This window comes from Pantoea agglomerans (assembly GCF_020149765.1).
In the GTDB taxonomy this organism is placed as follows: Bacteria; Pseudomonadota; Gammaproteobacteria; order Enterobacterales; family Enterobacteriaceae; genus Pantoea; species Pantoea alvi.
This window is the reverse complement of record NZ_CP083808.1, coordinates 204,443-227,158: the sequence shown is the minus strand read 5'-3', so window position 1 is coordinate 227,158 and position 22,716 is coordinate 204,443. Positions and strand designations below refer to the sequence as shown.

The window sequence follows — 22,716 nt, the reverse complement described above, 5'->3', positions numbered from 1 at the left end:
CCCATCTGTTGCCCGTCGCTCTCTGTCAATTTATATAGTATTAAATTACAGGTATTTACAAGGTAGATAAGAATTTTTTCATTTCAACGTGACTTAAACAGCAACAGCGCTAAACTTCTCCTTACAGAATAACGATCTGTTTCATTTAACTAAAAAATTTCCTTCCATCACTTACGGTAACCATTTATGGCGGATGTGGCGGTTGAGCCTAAGACGATAAGCGTTGACTGGCGCGCGTGGCGCTATGCGGTGCCCGGCAAGCGCGACCTGCGTGTTGATATGCTGCGCGGCATTGCGCTGGTGATGATGGTGGTGGCCCATACTGAGCTGCTGTCGCTGGTCAATATATTCACCTGGGAGCGCTTTGGTCTGACTACCGGCGCCGAGGGCTTCGTTATTCTGTCCGGCTTTATGCTGGGCATGCTTAACCGCCAGCGCCTGCAAAAAGAAGTTCTGCTCACGGTAAGCTGGACCCTGTGGCGACGGGCCGGAAAAATCTATCTGGTCAATCTGGCAATCATCGGCATCATGCTGCTGCTGTCGCATATTCCTTACGTTAATACCTTTGAGGTCACCCATTTCGTCGATCGCTATTCCGGCACCGTCTGGTCGCTGTTTCCCACCACGCCGCAGATCAAAGAGACCTGGTTTAACATCATTCTCTATCTGCAAATCGGGCCGCACCAGACGCAAATCCTCGGCCTCTATATCTGCCTGCTGCTGCTCAGCCCGCTGTTTCTGGCGCTGCTAAAGGGACGCCGCGTGGGGTGGCTGCTGCTGGCGTCGCTGGCGGGTTACGTCAGCTATCACCTCTGGCCGACGCGCCTGACGGTGGCGGAGTTCGAGTTCGCCTTTCCGCTGCTCGCCTGGCAGCTTATCTATGTTTTAGGCATGTGCTGCGGCTGGTATAAAGATGAGCTGATGTCGCTGGCCCGCACGCCGGGCGGCTATATCGTGATGGGCATTATGGTGATCTATGCGCTCGGCATGATGTTTGTCGCGCAGAACCACACCAACCCCTTTATGCCCTCGTTCCTGCTGCTGCATGTGATCCCCCCCGCTGATTTCAACTGGTTTTACTATCACCTCGCCAGCAAAAACGCCCTGGGTCCCTGCCGCGTACTGAACGATTTCAGCCTGATGCTGCTGGTTTACCTGGTGCTGACCTTCTGCTGGCGGCCCCTTGAGCGCGCCTTCGGCTGGTTTCTTATTCCGCTCGGGCAGCACTCGCTCTACACCTTTATCCTGCACGTTTTCGTGGTGATGGCGGTCAGCCAGTTTGTGGAATTTGACCTCTGGCACCAGGCGTGGATACGCAACACGCTGATTCATCTCGCCGCGCTTGGGCTGCTGTGGGGAATGGCGAAAAAAGAGATTGGCGGGCGTTTCATCCCTAATTAAGCGAGGAGTGCTGCATGGTTTACCCTGGGCTTTCGGCCAGAGGAGCAGGATGGCTGACTATTGCGTTCGCCGCGGGCGCGGCGGCGCCCGCTTTCGCCGCCGTAACCGACAACGAAACGGTTTCAGCGCAGGAAGAGCCGATTCAGGCGGGGGTCTTCACCAGCCGCTGGGGCCGGCTCTTTTCCGGCAACAAGGATAAATTTTCCAGCGCGCTCAGCTTCTCAAGCGGGCTTAAAGAGCAGTGGATCACCATTCCTAACGGCGAGGATTCGGCACAGCAAAAAAAGAAAGTTAATCAGCTTGTGAACCTCAGCCTGCAATATTCGCCCTACAGCTTCTGGTTTGCTAACGTCACGCTGCGCGCGCCCATTACCGATTTTGATAAATACACCACCGATTTTCGCTACAGCTTCGGCTATGACGACTGGCATCCCAATACGTTTAGCCTGGTCTACAGCAACTATGGCGATAACCATCTGTTTCCCTCGGGCAAGTCGCGTCGCACCTACTTTGAGCAGGGCGCCTTTACCTTCGCCTATAAATTTTCGCTGCCGAAGGGGCTGGAGAAGCATCTGCTGATCAACAAAGGGGACGCGCTCACCTGTCAGGTGGGCGTCAGCTGGGTGCCGCGCTACTACTCGCTGGCGGATAACGATCTGCGCTCGAATAAAGAGGTCGCGCTGGGCGGCTGCGGCTACACCTTTAAGCAGCACTTTTTTATTCGCGCCACCGCCTTCTGGTTTCCGCGCTCTGAACAGCAGCAGCCGTGGAACGGCGACTACAGCTACAGCTTCGGCTACGCCGGCTATACACCCGGCTCTTTTTCGCTTCAGTACAGCAACTACAGCGGCACGCGCTTTCCCGGCCGAAGCGGCGCCAACGCGAAGTTTCGTGAGGGCACTATCTCGCTTATCTGGTTTCTTCCTTTCTGAGGTTTTTTATGGACGCGCTACCGCCTCAATCCGTGCTGATCGTTGACGACGCGCAGCTTTACCGACGGCTGCTGGCAGGGCTGCTGCGGCAGTGGGGCTATCAGGTTTTCGAAGCGGAGAACGGTGAGCAGGCGCTGGCGCTGCTGGCGCAGGAGACGGTCAGTCTGGTGATTAGCGACTGGGAGATGCCGGTGATGGATGGCCTGACGCTGTGCCGTGAGATCCGCCATCAGCTACAGGATCGCTATATCTACATTATCGTGCTCACCGCCCGCGACAGCGTGGAGGATTTACGCGTCGGCTTCGACGTCGGCGCGGATGACTTTTTACGCAAGCCGGTCAATCAGGTGGAACTGCAGGCGCGCCTGCATGCGGGCGAGCGCATCCTGCGGCTGGAGGGGACGCTGGCCAGCAAAAATCGCCGTCTCAGCGAGGCGCTGACGCAGATCGAGCAGGATCTGCAGGCGGCGGCCCGGCTGCAGCGCAGTATTCTGCCGCCGCATCATCTGCGCCAGGGCGACTATTTCGCCGACTGGCTGTTTATGCCGTCCGCCTGGGTTTCCGGCGATCTGTTTCATCTCTTTCCTCTTGATGACAAAACCGCAGGCTTTTACTGCGTCGATGTCGCCGGACACGGCGTGACGGCGGCGATGATGTCGGTGGCGGTGGCGCGCCAGTTTCTGCACGGCCGCACGGTCGATCCCTTTTTGTTTGACGGCGAAGCCGTTACGCCGCCGTCGCAGGTGGTGCGCATTTTAAACGAGCGCTTCTGCGCGCAGCACCCCGAGGTCACCAGCTATTTCACCCTGGTTTACGGCGTTATCGATCGCCTCAGCGGCGAAGGGCGGCTCTGCCAGGCGGGCCATCCCACGCCGTTTATCGTCAGCAACAGTGGCGCGGTGCGCGAAATCGGCGAGGGCGGGCCGCCGGTTGGGCTGCTTGAGCAGCTCGACTGGGATGAGTACGCCTTTCACCTCGCGCCGGGCGAGCGGCTCTGCCTCTACAGCGACGGCATCAGCGAGTGTGAAAACGCCGAGCAGCAGATGTTTGGCACCGCGCGGCTGGAAGCTTTGCTGGCCTCGCTGCATGGCCATTCTCTTGAGGCGCTGCTGGCGGCGGTAGAGCAGTCGCTTAATCAGTGGCGCGGCATAGCAACGGACGAAGCCGCGTCAGCGGCGGATGATATTTCCCTGCTGGTCATTGAACGGCAGCAGGGCTTAACGGGAGAAGCGAAATGAAATTTGAAACTGAAAAGATCGACCAGGCCTTTATCTTTACGCCGGTGGTGCGCCGTCTGGACGCGTCGGTCGCGCTGCGTTTTAAAGAGGCGATAGCGGAGGTGATCAAGCAGGGGGAGAGCGCGCTGATCCTCGACTTTTCGCGCGTCGATTTTATCGACAGTAGCTGTCTGGGCGCGCTGATTTCCGTGCTGAAGTCGCTGAGCGGCAAAGGGCAGCTGGTGCTCTGCGCGCTTAATGCCAATATCAAAGCGATGTTTGCCCTGACCCGTATGGACCGGGTGTTTACCCTTTGCGCCGATCGCAGCGAGGCGCTCGCCGTGATTAACGAAGGAGGCTGACCTATGTCCGAACAGGCTCAGGAAAAAGAGCTTCGGCTCTGCGCAACGATTAACAGCCTGACAACCCTTGGCGTTGCGCTGCGTCAGTTCCTGGCGGCGCTGCCGGTGAATGAGGCCTGGATCTATCCGCTCGATCTGGCGTTATGCGAGGCAGCCAGCAATATCATTCGCCACGGCTATCATGACGACGCCTCGGCGCGCTACCGGGTCTGCTTTAGCCACGACGGCCGCGCGGTCACGGTAACGCTCTACGACAGCGGCGTGCCGGTGCCGGAGGATAAGCGCCAGCCGCCGGTGATCGATCCCGACGCGCCGCTGACGCTGGAGAGCCTGAGCGAGGGCGGACGCGGCATGCAGCTTATTTTTTCAGGCGTCGACCGGGTCAGCTACCATCAGGGAGAAACGGAAAACCAGCTGACCCTGGTGAAAACGCTGCCTTAGCGGTTCTGCGCCGCAACCGCTGATATATCCGTTCCGCTCCTGGCGCGGGCAAGGTTATTTCAGTGGGAATTAGCCTGTTGGTCGCGTTGTATTATCAACATCAGGAAGCCCATACGGTGCTTGCTGCCAGGCGCTGTTCAATCGCTGCAGGATCAGTTTGATCCTCGCTCTTCTGTGCGGCGATCGCCTGGAAATATCCCGACGGGATCGTCTCTATGGTGACTCATAAAACAGATCCTTGTTGTGCCTGATAGTAAAAATAACAAAGGAGGCAAATGCCTCCCTTGGCCAACAGGGAAAAAAGTTTTGGCGGTTTCGCTACGCAGGGCAGCTCACTTTTCCGTCCGAAACAGCTTCTGAACGAAATCGATATAGGCCGGACGCCACACATCCATTTCATGCCCCAGTTTGGGGTAGCTGTGCCAGTCGTTGCGGATGCCGCGCTGATCCAGCTGCGCCTTCAGCCCGGTCATATCGCGCCCGGTAATAATATCCTCTTCGCCGCTCACCAGCGTCAGCAGCTTCAGCTGGCGGTTGATAGCTGCGGGCTTCTTCAGCTGCGCCGCCACGCGAAAGTCAGGCACGGTTTCGGTGGTCACGCCGCTGAAAATCCCCAGCCAGGCGAATTTATCCAGATGACGCATGCCGCTGACCAGCGCCTGATAGCCCCCCTGAGAGAGACCGGCCAGCGCCTGGCCGCTGGCCTCTTTGCGCACCGGATAGCGCGCGGCTACCAGCGGCATAATCTCCTCCATCAGCTCTTTGTCCGCCGCCTGCGCGTTGCGCGGATAGAAAACCTCGCGGCGCGTAGCGGGGGCAAAGCTCTCCGGTATCGCGCCCTCGGCGTCGGTTTCGGTATCCGGCATTACCACCAGCATCGGCTCGATTTTTCCCTCGGCGAGCAGGTTGTCCATAATCTGCGGCACCCGTCCCTGCGTTAGCACCGACATACCGGTATCGCCAAAGCCGTGGTAGTAGTAGAGCACTGGTAGCGGCGGCGAATCGGCGCGCGTGCCGGGCGGCACCCAGACGGCGATGCGCCGTTCACGCTTCAGCGACGGCGAATGCCAGGTCAGGGTATGGATCTCCCCGTGCGGCACCTCGCGCTCGTCCAGCAGGCTGCCGGGCACCAGGATCAGGCTGGTATTGACCTGCCGCTGCGGTTTCGCCAGCGCATTGCCCGTGTCGACGCTGCGGAAGCCGTCCACGTTGAAAAAGTATTCATATAAGCTGGGCTGCAGAGGTTCGCTGGTAAAAGACCAGATGCCCTGGTCGTCTTTGGTCATCGGATGGGAAACGTAACGATCGGGCGTAGCGCCGGTGACCACCTCAACCGCTTTGGCGGCGGGCGCCCATAACTGCCACGTTATCGTGTTGTTAGCGTTGACGTGGCTGATATAGCGTTCCGGCGGAAGAGTGTCGGGCGGGCGCTGGGGAAGGGGAATCGCCAGCGTCAGCTGGCTCCATACCGCCAGGCCGAGGCAGAGAAAAAGGCAGCGAAAATTCATCAGATATCCTTAACAGAATGCGGGTCCGTTAAGTGTGGCATAAGCTGGAAAAATTGAGCTGCCGCGCGTGAATTTTGCTGCCTGATTAGCGTAGCCTTAGCTAAGGTCGCGGCCGTTGCTGGCGATCACTTTTTTATACCACCAGAACGATTTTTTCCGCGAGCGCGCCAGCGTGCCGCGCCCCAGATCATCCCGATCGACATAGACGAAGCCATAGCGCTTGCTCATCTCGCCGGTAGAGGCAGCGACCAGATCGATGCAGCCCCAGGTGGTGTAGCCCATCACCGGCACGCCGTCGTCAATCGCCTGCGCCATCGCCCGAATATGCTCGCGCAGATAGCTGATGCGGTAGTCGTCATTGATGCTGCCGTCCGCCTCCACGGTATCCTGCGCCCCCAGTCCGTTCTCAACCAGAAACAGCGGCTTCTGATAGCGGTCGTACATCATATTCATGGTGATGCGCAGCCCCAGCGGATCGATGCCCCAGCCCCAGTCGCTGCGCTTGATATAGGGATTGGTCAGCGACTTCACCACGTTGGCGGCGCTGCTGTTCTGCTCGTTCATCTCCGCCGAAGCGCAGCGCGACGCGTAATAGCTGAATGAGACGAAATCGACGCTGTTTTTCAGCGTCTCTGCGTCGTCGCTCGCCATTTCGATCGTAACGCCTTTCTCTCGAAACAGGCGGGCGGCATAGGCGGGATAGGCGCCTCTGGCCTGCACGTCGATAAAGAAGAGATTTTCGCGATCCTTCTCCAGCGCCGCCCAGACATCTTCCGGCTTACAGGACCAGGGATAGAAGTTGCCGCCTGCCAGCATACAGCCGACCTGATTTGCCGGGTTGACCTCGTGAGCGATTCGGGTAGCCAGCGCGCTGGCCACCAGCTCGTGGTGCGCCGCCTGATACTTCACCTGATCCTGATTCTCTCCCGCCTCGAACGCCAGCCCGGCACCGGAGAAGGGGCTGTGCAGCAGAATATTGATCTCATTAAAGGTGAGCCAGTACTTCACCAGCCCGTCGAAAGCCTCAAAGCAGGTGCGCGCATAGCGGGCAAAGAAATCGACCATTTTGCGGCTGCGCCACGAGCCATACTCCATCACCAGGTGCATCGGCACGTCAAAATGACACAGGGTAACCAGAGGCTCGATGCCGTACTTTTTGCACTCCTCAAACAGGCTGCGGTAAAAAGCGATCCCTTCCGGGTTCGGCTCAGGCTCATCGCCGCGCGGATAAAGGCGACTCCAGGCGATGGAGGTGCGAAACACCGTAAAGCCCATCTCGGCCATCAGGGCGATATCCTCTTTGTAGCGATGATAAAAATCGATCGCTTCATGGCTGGGATAGTATTCATCGTCGCGCAGCGCAAACCGCTTCTCTAACCCGAGCTTTACCGGCATGCGCGCCGGGCCGTGCGGGATCATATCGACCGTCGTCAGTCCTTTCCCGCCTTCGCGATACCCGCCTTCAGACTGATTTGCGGCGAGCGCGCCACCCCATAAAAAACCTGCTGGAAATGTCAGTTCAGACATAAATTACCTCAATGATGGACTGCCGCCTTAACGGGCTTAATTGCGTCGGTCTGAGCGGGTGAGGCGCTGGCCTCAGGCGCGCTTTCCGGAATATCTTCAAAGCCTAAAATCAGCGTCAGAATAAAAGAGAGCACCACGGAGAGCGCCATAACCGCCACCACCCAGACGATGCTCATCGGATTGGCGGGGTCGAAAAACTGCACGCTGGTAAAGAGTCCCGGCGATGCCATAGAGTGGCTGGCAAGACCGCCGACGCCGGCGACCGCGCCGCAGATAAAGCCGCTAATCAGGCAGGCGATGAGCGGACGCTTCAGGCGCACCGCCACGCCATAGAGTGCCGGTTCAGAGATGCCCGCGACAATCGCCGAAGCGGCGGCGGCGAGGGCGGTCTGGCGCAGCTCGCGGTTTTTAGTTTTAAAGGCCACCGCCAGCGAAGAGCCGCCCAGCGACAGGTTGGCGCCGATCTCCGACGGCATTACCATGCCCTCTTTGCCGCTCTCCGCGATGGTCTGAATAATGGTCGGGGTAAAGACGCGATGCATGCCGGTCATCACCAGCAGCGGCCAGAGCGCGCCCATAATCGCCACCGAGAGCCAGCCGAGATAGCCGTGAACGGTATACACCAGCGCGGAAATACCGCTGCCGATCCAGATGCCGAGCGGGCCAATCAGCAGAATGGCGATCGGCGCGGCGATCAGCACGATCAGCATCGGCTTCAGGAAGTTTTTCGTCACCGCTGGCGTAATGCGGTCGATGATGCGCTCGATATGCGACAGGATCCAGGTCATCACCAGTGCCGGGATCACCGTGTAGGTATATTTCACCGGCGTCACGGGAATCGAGGCGAAATCGACCGCCTGGCCCTGCGCCGCTTTCGCCATCAGATCGATAAAGCCGGGGTGCAGCAGCACGCCCGCGATAGCGATGGCCAGCGACATATTGGTTTTAAACTTCAGCGAGGCGGACGCGGCAACCATCACCGGCAGGAAGAAAAATGCGCCGTCGCCGATCACCGTCAGGATCGTCAGGGTGGACGAGCCTTTCGGCAGCACGCCGCTCATCTCCAGCACCATCGCCAGCAGCTTCACCATTGAGCCGCCGATAATGGCCGGAATCAGCGGCGACATGGTGCCCACCAGCGCATCGAGAATGCCGGCGCCGATACCTCTCAGGGTAATTTTGCGCTTCACCGCTGCGCCGCCTGAGGCGGCCGGGGTGCCGAGTTCAAGGATCGCCTGATAGGCCTTGCCGACGTTGTTGCCGATAATGACCTGACACTGGGTCTCCTTGTGGACCACGCCCATTACGCCGGGCAGCGCTTTAAGCGCGGCGCTGTCGATAAGGGCGGGATCTTTCAGCACGAACCGCAGGCGGGTCATGCAGTGGGTCACTGCCTCAATATTTTGCATGCCGCCCAGCGACTGTACGATGGCGCGAGAGACTTCTGCGTAGGGATTAGGCATAGTTTTGCGTCTCTGTTGTTATGAGTAGAGTGTTTTTTACCGGCGGCCTGCTGTTGTAGGGACAGAGTGTGCGCTGATTCGCCAGAGCGGGATGATGCGCCATAGGAAACCGGTTTCACAAAAGCATGAACAGTTGCAAAATTGATAACAAGATGCAAAAAGCGGATATTTTCTAAACTGTGATTACTGTCACTTACTGGATTGATGCCTGTCGAGCGGGGTCTGAGGTTAAGTAGACTGCTCAGCTGACTGAAGGAGAAGGGAAAAATTATGGCCACCATACTTGAGGTCGCGAAACGGGCGGGCGTGTCAAAAGCCACGGTGTCCAGAGTGCTGTCGGGCAATGGCTATGTCAGTCAGGAGACGCGGGAAAAGGTAATGCAGGCGGTGACCGAAACGGAGTTCCGCCCCAATTTACTGGCGCGCAATTTGTCGGTGAAATCGACCCAGACAGTCGGGCTGGTCGTGACCAATACCCTCTACAGCGGCAACTACTTTTCCGAGCTGATGTCGCACTCCGCGCGCATGCTGGAGCAGCAGGGCCGCCAGCTTATTCTGGCGGACGGCAAGCACAGCGCGGCGCAGGAGCGGGCGGCGATCGATTTTCTGCTCGACCTGCGCTGCGACGGCATTATCATCTACCCGCGCTTTCTCAGCGTTGACGAAATGGATGAGATTATCGCGCAGCATAAGCAGCCGGTGCTGGTGGTGAACCGACGCCTGCGCCAGCACCACAGCTTCTGCATCTACGCCGACCAGAAGCGGATCAGCGCGATGGCGGTGAAAGCGCTTATCGATCTCGGGCATCGGGATATCGGCTTTATCACCGGCTCGCTTGATTCCCCGACCGGCCTTGAGCGCCTCGCCGGCTATAAAGCGGCGCTGGAGGAGAGCGGTATTCCGCTGCGCGCGGCGCTTATCGTGCAGGGCAACTGGCATGCAGAGAGCGGGGCGCAGGCAGCGGCTGCCTTGCTCGCCAGCGGCTGCCCCTTTAGCGCGCTGGTAGCCAGCAACGATGAGATGGCGATTGGTGCCATCAGAGCGCTGACCACGGCAGAGATAGCGGTGCCGAAGCAGGTGTCGGTACTGGGCTTTGACGATATCCCGCTGGCGCCTTTTATCGTTCCCGCGCTCTCCAGCGTTAAAATTCCCGTTACGGAAATGATCCAGGAGGCGATCGCGCGCCTGCTGGCGATGCTCGACGGCGGCTCGTGGCAGGACGCCGAGGCGTTCGCCGCCAGCCTGTCGCTGCGCGAATCGGTGGCGCCCGGCCCGTTTTCGCGCTAGCTGACGCTGGTGGTTAGCCAGCTTTTCAGCTCTGCCAGCTCCTCATGCTGTGCGGGAAACGCCACTTGCAGCCGCGCGACCGCAGCGGCGAGCGCGTCGGGACGATAGTCGACGCCCTGCAGCTGCGTCGCCAGCGCCTCCAGTGGCGCGGGATTAAGGCTGTCGCTAAAGATCTGGCAGCGGCTAATTACGCCGCGCTCGACGTCGAAATGGATCTCCACGCCGCCCCAGGCGAAACGGGTATCAAGCAGGTGAGAGAAGTCGGGTGAGTGGCCGAAGTTCCACTCCCAGCTGCTCTGGCGTGCAAACTGCTCGGCAAAGCCAGGGAGATCGGGCAGCGCCTCTGGCGAGATGCGTTCCGGCTGGCAGCGCGCCTGATAGTAATCAAAAAAGGATTCTGTGACAGCGTCACAAATTGCCGCGTAGTTTATCTCTGGCGCAATTTCCGTTAAATTCGCCACGCGTGAACGCACAGAGGTAATGCCTTTGGTATGCAGCTTTTTGATGTCCGGGTTAAGATAATCCGCCAGCCGCGACAGGTCAGAATTGATTAAAAAAGTACCATGATGGAAGCCGCGATCGGGAGTTTCATGATAGGCGGAGCCGGATATTTTGCGACTTTCCTCGCCGCGCCTGACCACCAGATCGTTGCGCCCGGACGCCTCGGCCTCAATCCCCAGCGCGCTCAGCGCACGTAAAATAATGCCGGTCGAAACGCTCTTGTCATACTCCGGCTTGCCCGCCATAAAGGTAAAACAGCAGTTGCCGAGATCGTGAAATACCGCGCCGCCGCCGCTGCTGCGGCGCGCCAGCTTAATGCCGTCCTGCGCCATACGCCGCGTATTGCACTCTTTCCAGGGATTTTGTGCCCGGCCGATTACCACGGTTTCGGCATTGCGCCACAGAAACAGCACCTTCTGCGTGGCGGGCATCTGCCGGTAAATGCAGGTCTCGACGGCGAGGTTAAACCAGGGATCGTTTGATTCTGAAAGCAGCAGGCGCAGCGTGGTCATCTCTTCTCCAGAGGCAGTAAGCAAAGCAGGCATTCATTTTAACGCGCTTCGACGTCGCCAGCATGATGGCGCGTGCTCTGATTAAAGCGGCTTAAGGTTTCCCTAAAGTTAATGCAGCATGCTGTCCGCTCCTGTTAACAGATGGACTGCAAGCATGTTTTTCCCGCTCAATAAAAGACCGACGCTGAATCGGCTCTCTTTTTTATTGCTGTTTTCGATTTATATCGCGGTATTTCTTAACCTGGCCTTTTACCGTCAGGTCATCGCTGCCATGCCGCTGGACAGCGTGCGCAACTGGCTGGTCTTTCTCTCGATGCCGCTGGTGGCGATTTCAGTAATTAATATCGTTGCGACCATCGCCTCTTTTATCTGGCTCGATCGCCTGATTATCGCGCTGTTTATTCTGGTCTCCGCCGCTGCGCAATATTTCATCTGGAATTACGGGGTGATTATTGATCGGTCGATGCTGGTCAATATCCTCGATACCACGCCGTCCGAGAGCTTTGCGCTGTTGACGCCGCAGCTGGTGGCGACGCTGCTGCTTTCCGGCGTGGTAATGGCGGGAGTGGCGTTCTGGGTGCGGGTTCGTCCCACCAGCCCCTTCTGGAAAAGCGCGGTTTATCGCATTGTTAGCGTGGCGGCGTCGGTGATCTGCATTCTGCTGGTGGCCTCGCTGTTCTACAAAGATTACGCTTCGCTGTTCCGCAATCAGAAAGAGCTGGTGAAGTCGCTCAGCCCGTCAAACGCTATTACCGCCACGCTCTCCTGGTATAAGCACAACCGGGATTTAAATCTGCCGCTGGTGAAAATCGGTGAAGATGCACGCCTGCAGCCGGCGATGCAGACGGGCAAAAAGAATCTGACTATTTTAATCGTCGGCGAAACGTCGCGCGCGGCCAACTTTTCCCTGTCGGGCTACGAGCGCGAGACCAACCCGCTGCTGAAGAACGATAACATCACCTATTTTCCGCATACCGCCTCCTGCGGCACGGCGACGGCGGTGTCGGTTCCCTGCATGTTTTCCGGTATGCCGCGCGTTCACTACGATGACGCGCTCGCCGGGCATCAGGAGGGACTGCTGGATGTGATTCAGCGCGCCGGCATTAAGGTGCTGTGGAATGATAACGACGGCGGCTGTAAGGGCGCCTGCGACCGCGTGCCGCATCAGGATCTCTCCAGCCTCAATCTGGCGGGGATGTGCATTAAGGGCGAATGCTACGACGAGGTGCTGTTTCACGGGCTGGAGGATTATATTCAGCAGCTGCAGGGCAACGGCGTGATCGTGCTGCATACCATCGGCAGCCACGGCCCGACTTACTATAATCGCTATCCGCCCCAGTTCCGTCGCTTTATGCCAACCTGCGACACCAACCAGATTCAGGACTGTTCGCAGCAGCAGCTGGTGAATACCTATGACAACACCCTGCTGTACGTCGATTTTATCGTCGACAAGGCGATTAAGCTGCTGCAGGCGCATCAGGACAGATTCACTACCAGCCTGGTCTATCTCTCCGATCATGGCGAATCGCTGGGCGAGAACGGCACCTACCTGCACGGCATGCCCTACGCTATCGCACCGGAGGTACAGAAACATGTGCCGATGCTGATCTGGCTGTCGCCGGACTACCAGCAACGCTATGGCGTCAACAAGCGCTGTCTCGACAAGCTGGCGGCGCAGGATAACTTCTCGCAGGATAATCTCTTCTCTACCATGCTGGGGCTAACCGGCACGGCGACAAAGGTCTATAAAGCGGAAGATGATATTCTGACCTCCTGCCGTAAAAGCTAACCGAGAAGCCCTGCCAGCGCAGGGCTTTTTTTTACTGGCGGCTGAGCGTCGCGCCGCGGCTGCAAATCACATCACGATACCAGTAGAAGCTCTTTTTACGGCTGCGCTTCAGGGTGCCGGAGCCGTCCTGATGGCGATCCACATAGATAAAGCCATAGCGTTTGGTCATCTCCGCCTTTGATGCGCTCACCAGATCGATGGGGCCCCAGTAGGTGTAGCCCATAACCTCTACGCCATCATTAATCGCCTCCCACACCTGCACCAGATGATCGTTGACGTAGCGGATGCGGTAGTCGTCGTGGATCTGGCCGTCGGCATCGGGTTTATCCTGCGCGCCAAGCCCGTTCTCGACGATAAACAGCGGCTTCTGATAGCGATCCCACAGGAGATTGAGCAGGGTGCGCAGTCCGACGGGATCGATCTGCCAGCCCCATTCCGAGCTGTCGAGGTGGGGATTAGGCACCATATCGAGAATATTACCGCGCAGCTTTGCCGCCTGGCTGGCGTCGGCAGTGGCGCAGCCGGACATGTAATAGCTGAACGAGACGAAATCGACCGTATGGCTCAGCGCCTCAAAGTCTGCCGGTTCGGTGCAAAGCGTAATATTCTGTTCCCGGAAGTAGCGTTTTATGTAGCCAGGATAACGGCCGCGGCACTGCACGTCGCCGAAGAACTGCCAGCGTTGGTTTTCCTGCAGCGCGGCGAGCACGTCGTCAGGCTTACAGGTCAGCGGATAGAGCAGGCCGCCAAGCAACATATTGCCGATGCGCGCGTCAGGGATCAGCTCGTGGCAGGCTTTCACCGCCAGGGCGCTGGCGACCAGCTGATGATGGATCGCCTGATAAATCTCCGCCTGACTCACATCACCCTGCAGACCCACGCCGGTCAGCGGCGCATGCAGCGACATATTGATTTCATTGAAGGTCAGCCATAGCTTAACCTTGCTGCGATAGCGCGCGAAAACGGTACGCGCGTAGCGTTCAAAAAAGGTGATGAGCTGACGGTTGCCCCAGCCGCCATAGTTCTGCACCAGCCCCCAGGGCATCTCATAGTGCGACAGGGTTACCAGCGGCTGGATGCCGTGACGCGCCAGTTCGTCAAACAGCTTATCGTACCAGGCCAGGCCCGCCTCATTCGGCGCTTGTTCATCCCCCTGCGGAAACAGGCGCGCCCAGGCGATAGAGACGCGCAGACAGGTAAAGCCCATTTCCGCAAACAGCGAAATATCCTCGGGATAGCGGTGATAAAAATCGATAGCGATATCTTTGATGCTGGCGTCGCCGGGCTGGCGCTGCACCACCGGCCCGAGAATGCCCTCAGGCTGCATGTCAGAGGTGGTCAATCCCTTGCCATCTTCGCGATACGCGCCTTCAGCCTGATTCGCTGCCAGCGCACCTCCCCATAAAAAGTCCTGTGGGAACTCACTCTTCATTGATGTCTCCTTTTGTTGCAGCGCTTAGTCAGCGCGCCGCGGCTGTGGTAAGCCCGCAATCACCGTCAGCAGGCAGGCAAGAATCAGGGAAAGCGCGGTGCCAGCGACCGCGCCCCAGAAGGCGTTATCGATGCCGCCTGGGGGAATGATCTGCGCCAGGGTAAAGATGCTCGCCAGCCCGATTGAATAGGCCTGGCTGTGGCTCATCGCAACAATGGCACCGCCAAGCGCGCCGCCGACGCAGCCGAAAATAAAGGGGCGACGGCAGGGCAGCGTCACGCCGTAGACGGCGGGTTCGGTAATGCCGAACACCCCTGAAATGACGCTCGATCCCGCCAGCGTTTTCAGCCGCGCATCGCGGGTTTTCAGGAAAACGCCAAGCGTGGCGCCGACCTGACCGAAGACGGCGGGCAGCAGGATAACCAGCATCGGATCGTGGCCCCACACCGCCATATTGTTCATCATGAGCGGGATCAATCCCCAGTGTACGCCGAAAATCACGCAAACCTGCCACGCCGCGCCGAGCAGCCCGCCGGCGAGCCAGGGGGCAGCCTGATTAACCAGCTGAAAGCCGTCCGCCAGCAGATGACTCAGCGCGGTCGCCAGCGGACCAATTGCCAGAAAGGTCAGGGGAACGGTCACCAGCAGGCAGATCAACGGCGTAAAGAAGGTTTTCACCACCGAGGGCATGACCTTATTACACTGGCGCTCCAGCCAGCAGCAGAACCAGGCGGAGCAGATAATGGGGATCACCGACGAGGCGTAGTTGATAAAGACAATGGGGATGCCGAAGAAAGTGGCGGTTTGCCCCGTTGTCGCTGCCTGAAAAGCGGCCACAATGGTGGGATGAACCAGGGCGCCGCCGAGAACCATCGTGACAAAAGGGTTGCCGCCAAACTTTTTACCCGCGGTATAGCCGAGTGCCAGCGGCAAAAAGTAGAACGGCGCGTCAGCCGCAGCGAAGAGTATTTGCCAGGTGCCGCTGCTTTCCGTCAGCCATCCTGCCGCCTGGCAGAGGGCAAGCCCGCCTTTTAAAATCCCGCAGGCCGCCATAACCCCGAGAAAGGGCGTGAATATGCCAGAGACCACATCGATAAAGGCCGCCGCCAGCGTCGGTCTTTCTTTGCCCGGAGTTGGCGAAGCGGGCTTTACGTCGTTCAGGTCCGCTTCCTGACAGAGCGCAGCGTAGACATCCCCTACATGGCTACCGATCACTACCTGAAACTGGCCGCCGCTTTCGACCACCATAATCACATCCGGATTAGCTTTCAGACTTTCCGCGTCCGCCTGCTGGCTGTCGTTAAGCTTAAAGCGCAACCGGGTCGCGCAGTGCACCAGACTGTGAATATTTGCTCTCCCGCCGACATGCCTGAGGATGTCCTGAGCGAGTGCCTGATATTTCATGTTAATACCCGCATTGGTTCAAGATGAATAAAGCGCAAAAAAAAAAACCTGAGAGAACTTATTACCGCATGGCGGCAGCAAGTCTCTCAGGTTTTGCCTGTTGTCAGTAACAACCCTGAAGCGAAAAGAAATTAACAGCCGGGAGAAAAAGAGTCCAGCGCATCGCGCGCAATTAACTGTGATGTCGCTCAATAAATTGAAATTAGTGCGGGCGCGCCTGCTGCTTCCGCCTAAATAAATAAAAATTTACTCAAAGCTTTAACGTGAATATCGGATTATTCCAGCGCGACAGGGGCAATTTAACTTTCCATTTACAAAGGCAGCAATTTTAAAATCAATTGCGCCTGTCTGAATGCGCTCTCACAATTAATTACTCAGTAAGCATAAAACGGTTCTCTTTATCTTCTCAGATGCTACTCTCAACAGGCGTAAAAATGAGTAACTGGAACGCAATATTTTCAAAAGCCAGAATAGGGTAAAGCTGTTTTATTTAGGGGAAAGGCATGAGAATAGCGAAAATACTCAACAATAATGCCGTGATCGTGGTAAATGCGCAGCAGCGGGAAGAGGTGGTAATGGGGTCAGGGCTGGCCTATAAAAAGCGGCCGGGCGAAGTACTAGACGCGACGCGCATCGAAAAAGTCTTTTGCTTGCAAAGCGATGAGCTAACCAGCCGCCTGGGCGAACTGCTGCGGCAAATTCCGCTCGAGGTGATGATCGCCTGCGATCGCATTATCGCGCAGGCAGCGCAGCAGCTGGGTGAGCTGCATGAAAGCATCTATCTGACGCTGACCGATCATTGCCACTGCGCCATTGAGCGCCACAGACAGGGGCTTAACCTGAAAAACGCGCTGCTGTGGGATATCGCGCGTCTTTATCCGCGCGAGTTCGCGCTGGGAAAGGAGGCCTGCGCGATCCTCGCGCATCGTCTCAATATTCAACTGCCGGAAGATGAAGCGGGGTTTATTGCCCTTCACCTGGTTACAGCGCAGCTTAACCGCGCGATGCCGGAGGTAATGGAAATGACCCGCGTGATGCAGGATATACTGGATTTCGTAGAAAAGCAGCTGCAGCTAACCTATATACAGGATTCGCTAAGCTATCAGCGGTTTGTTACCCATTTGAAATTTTTTGCCCAGCGTATGCGTAGCCGCACAAGTGAACCCGCTGGAGATGACAGGCTCTGTAATACGATAAAAGCTAATTACATTACCGCATGGCGGTGCGCAAAAGAAATAGCCAGCATGCTGCAGCAAAAATACCGCTACGACCTGAAAAAAGATGAGATGATGTATTTAACTCTTCATATCGAGCGAATAAGAACCTGTATGACGGCACCTGCTTAACGCGATAAAACACGTGACTCACACAGGTGACAACGTCACTAAAAATTCAGGTTCTGAACCAGATAGCAAGGTAGCTAATAATACTGACTGAAGCGATAAGCAGCGCCAGGTATTCGTCACGTTTAGCATTCAGTGCAGATTTCATTTTTACTCTCCTCAGCAACTGAGTAGAGTTTTACACTTTGCAGCTTAGTGAAACCTTAAGAGCGGGAGAGCGCGTATGCTGCGCGTCACAAAAAGGGGAATAAAGCCGGCCCTGACAGCAGGGCCGACAGGCAAGGTTAGCGGTTGGCTTTTAGCGTGCCTTTAAGGCCATGCGGCTCCGAACGCAAGTACTGCGGCGGCGCGCTCGCCTGTGCACCCAGCTCAGCGGCGGCGTGCCACGGCCAGCGCGGATCGTAAAGCACCGCGCGCGCCAGCGCCACCAGATCGGCGGTGCCTTCCTGCAGCACCGCTTCGGCGTGTTTCGGCTCGGTAATCAGGCCCACGGCGATAACCGGAATCTTCACCTCTTTGCGAATGTCGCGCGCAAACGGCAGCTGGTAGCCCGGACCCACCGTAATTGACTGCTGAGGCGCAAGGCCGCCGCTCGACACGTGCACGTAGTCGCCGCCAGCCGCCTCAAACTGTTTGCTGAATTCAATCGACTGCGCGTTGTCCCAGCCGCCCTCTACCCAGTCGGTAGCGGAAATGCGCACGCCGACCGCGATATTGTCTGAGACCGCGTCGCGCACGGCGCGGAAAATTTCCAGCGGGAAGCGCATGCGGTTTTCCAGCGAGCCGCCATATTCATCTTCACGGTGGTTGCTGAGCGGCGACAGGAACTGATGCAGCAGATAGCCGTGCGCGGCGTGCAGCTCGATCAGTTCAATCCCCAGCTTTTCAGCACGCTTCGCACTCTCAACAAACTTCTGCTTGATACGAGCGAGATCGTCGCGGCTCAGCGCCAGCGGCGGGCGGTCTTCTTCATGGAAGCCTTCAGCTGAAGGCGCGACCGTTTCCCAGCCGCCGTTATCAAGCGCCAGCTGGTGGCCGCCCTCCCAGGGCGCGGCGCACGAGGCTTTGCGCCCGGCGTGACCCAGCTGGATGCCGAGAGGGATCGGCGACCAGGTGCGGATATCCTCCAGCACGGTGCGTAAGGCGGCTTCGGTTTCGTCGTCCCACAGGCCAAGGTCGCCCGGCGTGATGCGGCCAATCGCCTCAACCGCGGTGGCTTCAATAATCAGCAGGCCCGCGCCGGAGAGCGCCAGCTGGCCAAGGTGGATGCGATGCCATGAAGTGGCTTTGCCTTCATTCGCGGAATACTGACACATAGGCGCAATAACAATACGGTTTTCCAGTGCCAGCTTGCCAATATGCGTTGCGCTAAAGAGTTGACTCATGAATACCTCATTTCCTTGTAATGACTGCCTCGAAACAGAAAGTGTATTAGACGACAGGCGGATCATTGGCTTAATGCAAAAAAATAGCATAAAGCCGGACGGCAGAAGTTTACCTTTAGGGCTGCGAGCAGGGGTATCAGGCGAATAAGCGTCAGGATGGACGATAAGCAACCTGATTGCGCACGAAAGTTAAGCATTATTAAAACCGATCGCGCTACGTGAATTCTGCAGAAAATGCAGGGGAAGAGTGCTGCAGAATTAGCGTAGCGTTGTCATTTTAGCGTACAGAAAACAACCACCTGGCCGCAGCTGTCTTTATATAATGCCCATTATAGAAAGTCAGAAGGCTAAAGGATCGTTTTACTGAAAGGATCGCTGGCGGACGCCAGACGCAACGCGTCCGGCGTCCGGTTTGGTTACGCCGTTGTCTTACGGTTGGTCAACAGGGCTTTTACCGTTTCGGCCGCGCGCTTGCCTGCCAGGAAAGCGTGATCCGAATTGTAATACTCCCATTCGCTGTAGCGCCCGGACAGATGAATGCCCTGCGCCGCCAGCCAGTTGCGGATCAGTGCAACGTTCGCTTTGCGCTGATGATCGTAAACCACATAGGCATAGGGCATATCCACCTCGCTGGCGGTCAGGATAACGTCATCCTCACGAATAATGCCGACGCGAATACAGTCATCAATGCAGCGCTGGATTAGCGCGTCGCCTTCATACGGTAGCGGCTGATCGGCCCGCCAGGTGATCTCGCAGGTCAGGCCAAAACCGCCTGGGGGATTGCATTCCGGGCTGGCGTTGCCCTGCAGGAAAATGCGGTGGAACAGGGTATCGCCAGGATAGTAGATCCAGTGCTTGTCGCTGAGATTAGCGCGGCCGATGCCGAGGTTGACGCAGCGCACCGAAACGTGACGCAGCATCGAGGCGGCTTTCTGCACCGCCTGCGGCGCGCGGTTGCCCATCAGACGCACCAGCTCGGGCAGCGGCAGGGTGCTGATCATCTGATCGTAGTGGTAATGACGGCCATCTTTGAGGATCACGCTGCGGCTTTGCGGCTGGATATCAACGATCTCCGACTCGGTCTCCAGCACGCAGTTAAGATGCGGCAGGAAGCCATTCATCAGCGCCTGAAAACCACCGCGCTTAGGGTAGCCGAAGCGGGCGTTAGGGCCGACCGGCTTATCCAGCGGCGCCAGCGCGCCGGAGATGATCTGCTGAAGATCGGGCAGCGGAACGCGCCCGCCCAGCCAGGAGGTTTCCATATCGGCGAGCGGCGTTTTCCACAGTTTGCGATTATAGGGAACGGCAAAATGATGCGCGATGCCGCGACCCCAGGTGCGGAAGATAAAGTTTTCAAAATCCTCTTCCGCCTCATCCGCGCCGGCAGGTTCCGTCGCCTCGGCGCCCAGCACGCCATCGGCGCAGCAGTCGCGGCACTCGGTATTCGCTGCCGAACGCACCGCGCTCAGCGGCGCCGCCTCCTGGGCACCCGTGACACCGTAACGTGCCTCGATGGCGCCCAGCACGCATTCGCCAATCACCTCAGCCGGAAGTCCATGCAGCGCCGACTGGAAAGGATAGCGGGTAAAAACGTCGTGGCTGTAGACCCAGGCTTCGCGGTTCTGCCAGTGCAGATTATCCCCCAGCAGTTTGTCGTAAAGCTGAAGCACGTAGGGATCGTTAGAGAACATAATGTGGCCGGCATAGTCGAAGGTGAATCCTTTATCTGTAATAGAGCGGCACCAGCCGCCGGGCGTCTCATTTTTCTCCAGCACCACTGCGCCTTCACCGTAGTGGTAGCCTGCACTCAGGCCGGTCGGTCCCGCGCCCAGAATCAGGCACTCCACCGGACGCAAGGTGACCGCATGCACCCCGTCGGTGGTTTCCGGCACCTGCGCGGCAGCAACCGGCTGAACCACGTTATCGCGCAGCCTGACAATCTGCGCCTGCATCTGCTCAGCGGTGCGATCCCATGAGGTTTCGGCGATGATCGCCGCCATCTGCGCCGCCTGCTGGCGGCGCGCCTCATCGCTCAGCCCCAGCGCGGCTTCGCAGGCAAGGATAAAGCCCTGCGGGGTATCGGCGATGCTCACCACCTCGCTATAGTGGCGCACCACATCCGGCACCGCGGTGCTGACGATCGGCAGCTGCGCCGCCATATACTCCAGCACCTTGGTCGGGCTGATAAAGCGGGTCGAGGCGTTCAGCGCGAACGGCATCAAACAGACGTCCCATCCGGCCAGGAAATGGGGCAGCGCTTCATAGGGCTGCTGACCAAACCAGTGCAGATTGGGCCGCTGCGGCAGGCTGAGCGGATCGATCTTCACTACCGGGCCGACCATAACGATTTGCCAGTCGGGATGCGCATCGGCGAGCGCAGCGATCAGCGCGATATCCATTCGCTCGTCAATCACGCCGTAGTAGCCCAGACGCGGGCCAGCAAGATTTTCCTGCAGCGGATGACCGTTGCTGCGATCGAGCGCCTGCTCGAAGTGCGCGGCGTCAACGCTGCTGGCAAAACAGTGTACGTTCTGGTGGCGAGACTTTTTCGCTTCATAGAGGCTGGTGCCGCCGGTAAAGACCACATCGGCACGGGTCAGCAGGGCGGACTCGCGCTGCTGCAGCTGGCGCGGCGCCATCTGAAAGGCGGATAGCTCATCCATGCAGTCATAAATAATTGCGCTGGGGTTGAAGCTGGCCAGCAGCGGCAGCGCCATCGGGGTATAGAACCACACCAGCGGCTGCTCGTCGCTATCCAGCAGCGTGGCGAGCAGGGGCTGGAGCACCGCGATCTGGCTGTCATGGAAGCCCGGCGCATCGACGTCGGTATGCGGCTCGATTACGGTGACGTTGGGCGCGGGGGAATGCTGTCGCAAACCCGCCTCGCCGGGCTGGTAAACCGGTTCCTCAATGAACAGCACGCGATGGTGCTGGGCCAGACGCGACAGTAAATGCTGCGGACGTTGAAAGACGAAACCCCAGCGAAGATGACTAAATACCACCAAAACGGACTGTTTCATAGAGGACTCCTGTAGCTCGCTGGCCGGCGACAATAGCGCGTGAAACCGGTGCAGCGAACGTTGTGATTGCCGCAATGCTGCGGCGGTAGGCTGATGTAGCTGACGGGTAAAATCAGGGGCGACATCCCAGAGTCCGCTGCGCGGCCAGTGATCTGTCTCTTCCCAGAGCGGGCTTTCTATAATGGGGTAAATACAGACGCCCAGGATTTCGCAGCCGTCCAGCTGCGCCTGCGCAATCTGCGCGGTGATATGCTTCATCCAGGCAGGCCGCCCGCTGCCGACATGGCTGGTTTCCGCCAGCAGTATCGGACGCTGATAGCGCTGCGCTAAATTGAGCAGCATCTTATGCAGCGGCATCCTTCGCCTGTCGCCCAGATGCCAGTCAAGGCGCTGGTTGGAGTTAGTCTCCCACTGATTGGCGTGATAGTAGTTGGCGCCAATAATGTCGAGATAGCGCGCCGCGCCCCCCAGTTCCGGCTCACGCGCGCCGGCCAGCATATCCCAGGCGTGAAACTGCGCGTCGTTAAGTTCGGCGGTGCGCTGGTAACAGGCCTCGCTCTCTTCATCGGGAACCAGGTGAATAAGGGGATCGCAATGAAGAAAACGCGCCCTGGGATCGGCCAGCCAGATGGCGTCGCACCCCGCGATGGTCGCGCGCACCAGCTGGCGCTTGATGGCGTCAGGGTCCGCCTCGCGGTGGTTGCCGAATAGCCCAACCGAAAGGCCCCAGCTAAAAAAAGAGATCTCATTCATCGGCGAATAGATCGGAGAGCTGCGATACCAGGGCGCCAGGAAAGCGGCGATGCGCTGGCAAAAGGCGGCAAAGCGCGGGACAAAGGTCTCTGAAAAGAGATCGATATCTTCTGGCCAGCCGTAGTGACAGAAGGTCCAGTTAATCTGAATGCCCAGCTCATGCGCCGCCTGCATTTTGGCCCGCAGCGTAGCGAAAGTTCGTTCCGGATCCGCTTCCGCCTGGCGCCAGCCGATGCTCTCGCGCACCGTGCGGATGCCAAAATGCTGTAGAGCGAGATAGTCGCTGCGAAACTGCGTCTGATGGTCGGTCAGAGCATCCATGACCAGGCGCTGGCCTGACGTATTGATATGATCGGCACCTTCGTACCCCGCCTGCCAGAAGCCAGAAAAAGGCAGCATCAATCCCTCCCGTAAATTATCAGGATTAAAAAAGACCCCT

The 22,716-nt window shown here is 58.1% G+C and carries 15 protein-coding genes and 1 pseudogene; 8 read left to right on the top strand and 8 right to left on the bottom strand.

Annotation, left to right across the window (positions count from 1 at the left end; all coding sequences use genetic code 11):
* Positions 1-186 precede the first annotated feature (186 nt).
* From opgC to LB453_RS01030, 5 genes are read left to right on the top strand one after another with little or no spacing between them, the layout of a single operon-like run.
* Positions 187-1,401, top strand: a complete 1,215-nt coding sequence (gene opgC, locus LB453_RS01050; RefSeq protein ID WP_103796492.1) for an OpgC domain-containing protein — start codon at positions 187-189, stop codon at positions 1,399-1,401.
* A 14-nt stretch (positions 1,402-1,415) separates the two neighbouring features.
* Entirely contained in the window at positions 1,416-2,333 is a 918-nt protein-coding gene (locus LB453_RS01045; protein ID WP_103796491.1) for a hypothetical protein, read from the top strand.
* A gap of 8 nt (positions 2,334-2,341) precedes the next feature.
* Positions 2,342-3,571: a PP2C family protein-serine/threonine phosphatase gene (locus tag LB453_RS01040; RefSeq protein ID WP_103796490.1), complete on the top strand. Its 1,230-nt coding sequence runs from the start codon at positions 2,342-2,344 to the stop codon at positions 3,569-3,571.
* Positions 3,568-3,912, top strand: coding sequence for an STAS domain-containing protein (locus LB453_RS01035; protein WP_103796489.1), 345 nt, complete (start codon positions 3,568-3,570; stop codon positions 3,910-3,912). Before LB453_RS01040 ends, LB453_RS01035 begins: the two co-directional genes overlap by 4 nt.
* A 3-nt stretch (positions 3,913-3,915) precedes the next feature.
* Positions 3,916-4,353, top strand: coding sequence for an ATP-binding protein (locus LB453_RS01030; protein WP_103796488.1), 438 nt, complete (start codon positions 3,916-3,918; stop codon positions 4,351-4,353).
* A 332-nt stretch (positions 4,354-4,685) separates the two neighbouring features.
* On the opposite strand, the gene LB453_RS01025 is transcribed toward LB453_RS01030, so the two are convergent.
* The 3 genes from LB453_RS01025 to ascF form a co-directional block, all read right to left on the bottom strand.
* On the bottom strand, positions 4,686-5,861 hold the full coding sequence (locus LB453_RS01025) for an alpha/beta hydrolase-fold protein (protein ID WP_103796487.1): 1,176 nt from the start codon (positions 5,859-5,861) through the stop codon (positions 4,686-4,688).
* Positions 5,862-5,957: 96 nt separating this feature from the next.
* A complete protein-coding gene (locus tag LB453_RS01020; protein WP_224481415.1) occupies positions 5,958-7,388 on the bottom strand; it encodes a 6-phospho-beta-glucosidase in 1,431 nt (476 codons plus the stop codon).
* A gap of 8 nt (positions 7,389-7,396) precedes the next feature.
* A complete protein-coding gene (gene ascF, locus LB453_RS01015) occupies positions 7,397-8,851 on the bottom strand; it encodes a PTS cellobiose/arbutin/salicin transporter subunit IIBC (RefSeq protein ID WP_224481414.1) in 1,455 nt (484 codons plus the stop codon).
* A 270-nt stretch (positions 8,852-9,121) separates the two neighbouring features.
* Here ascF and LB453_RS01010 point away from each other — a divergent pair, with 270 nt between their 5' ends.
* Positions 9,122-10,138, top strand: coding sequence for a LacI family DNA-binding transcriptional regulator (locus LB453_RS01010; RefSeq protein WP_103796485.1), 1,017 nt, complete (start codon positions 9,122-9,124; stop codon positions 10,136-10,138).
* Here the strand turns inward: LB453_RS01010 and LB453_RS01005 are convergent.
* Positions 10,135-11,151: a lipoate--protein ligase A gene (locus tag LB453_RS01005; RefSeq protein ID WP_103796484.1), complete on the bottom strand. Its 1,017-nt coding sequence runs from the start codon at positions 11,149-11,151 to the stop codon at positions 10,135-10,137. The two genes, LB453_RS01010 and LB453_RS01005, sit on opposite strands and share 4 nt — an antisense overlap.
* 154 nt (positions 11,152-11,305) lie before the next feature.
* Here LB453_RS01005 and eptA point away from each other — a divergent pair, with 154 nt between their 5' ends.
* Positions 11,306-12,940, top strand: a complete 1,635-nt coding sequence (gene eptA / locus LB453_RS01000) for a phosphoethanolamine transferase EptA (protein ID WP_103796483.1) — start codon at positions 11,306-11,308, stop codon at positions 12,938-12,940.
* A gap of 31 nt (positions 12,941-12,971) precedes the next feature.
* Here the strand turns inward: eptA and LB453_RS00995 are convergent, their stop codons facing one another.
* Together LB453_RS00995 and LB453_RS00990 are read right to left on the bottom strand one after the other, a co-directional pair.
* A complete protein-coding gene (locus LB453_RS00995; RefSeq protein ID WP_103796482.1) occupies positions 12,972-14,372 on the bottom strand; it encodes a glycoside hydrolase family 1 protein in 1,401 nt (466 codons plus the stop codon).
* Between the two features lie 42 nt (positions 14,373-14,414).
* Positions 14,415-15,776 (bottom strand): annotated as a pseudogene (locus LB453_RS00990) (PTS transporter subunit EIIC); the annotation flags it as partial.
* 503 nt (positions 15,777-16,279) lie between these two features.
* Between LB453_RS00990 and licT the strand changes: the two are divergent.
* Complete coding sequence (gene licT / locus LB453_RS00985; RefSeq protein WP_103796480.1) at positions 16,280-17,122, top strand: BglG family transcription antiterminator LicT; 843 nt, start codon at positions 16,280-16,282, stop codon at positions 17,120-17,122.
* Positions 17,123-17,403: 281 nt separating this feature from the next.
* On the opposite strand, the gene LB453_RS00980 is transcribed toward licT, so the two are convergent.
* Positions 17,404-18,504: an NADH:flavin oxidoreductase/NADH oxidase gene (locus tag LB453_RS00980; RefSeq protein WP_103796479.1), complete on the bottom strand. Its 1,101-nt coding sequence runs from the start codon at positions 18,502-18,504 to the stop codon at positions 17,404-17,406.
* Positions 18,505-18,920: 416 nt separating this feature from the next.
* On the bottom strand, positions 18,921-22,676 hold the full coding sequence (locus LB453_RS00975) for an NAD(P)-binding protein (RefSeq protein WP_103796478.1): 3,756 nt from the start codon (positions 22,674-22,676) through the stop codon (positions 18,921-18,923).
* Positions 22,677-22,716: the final 40 nt, after the last annotated feature.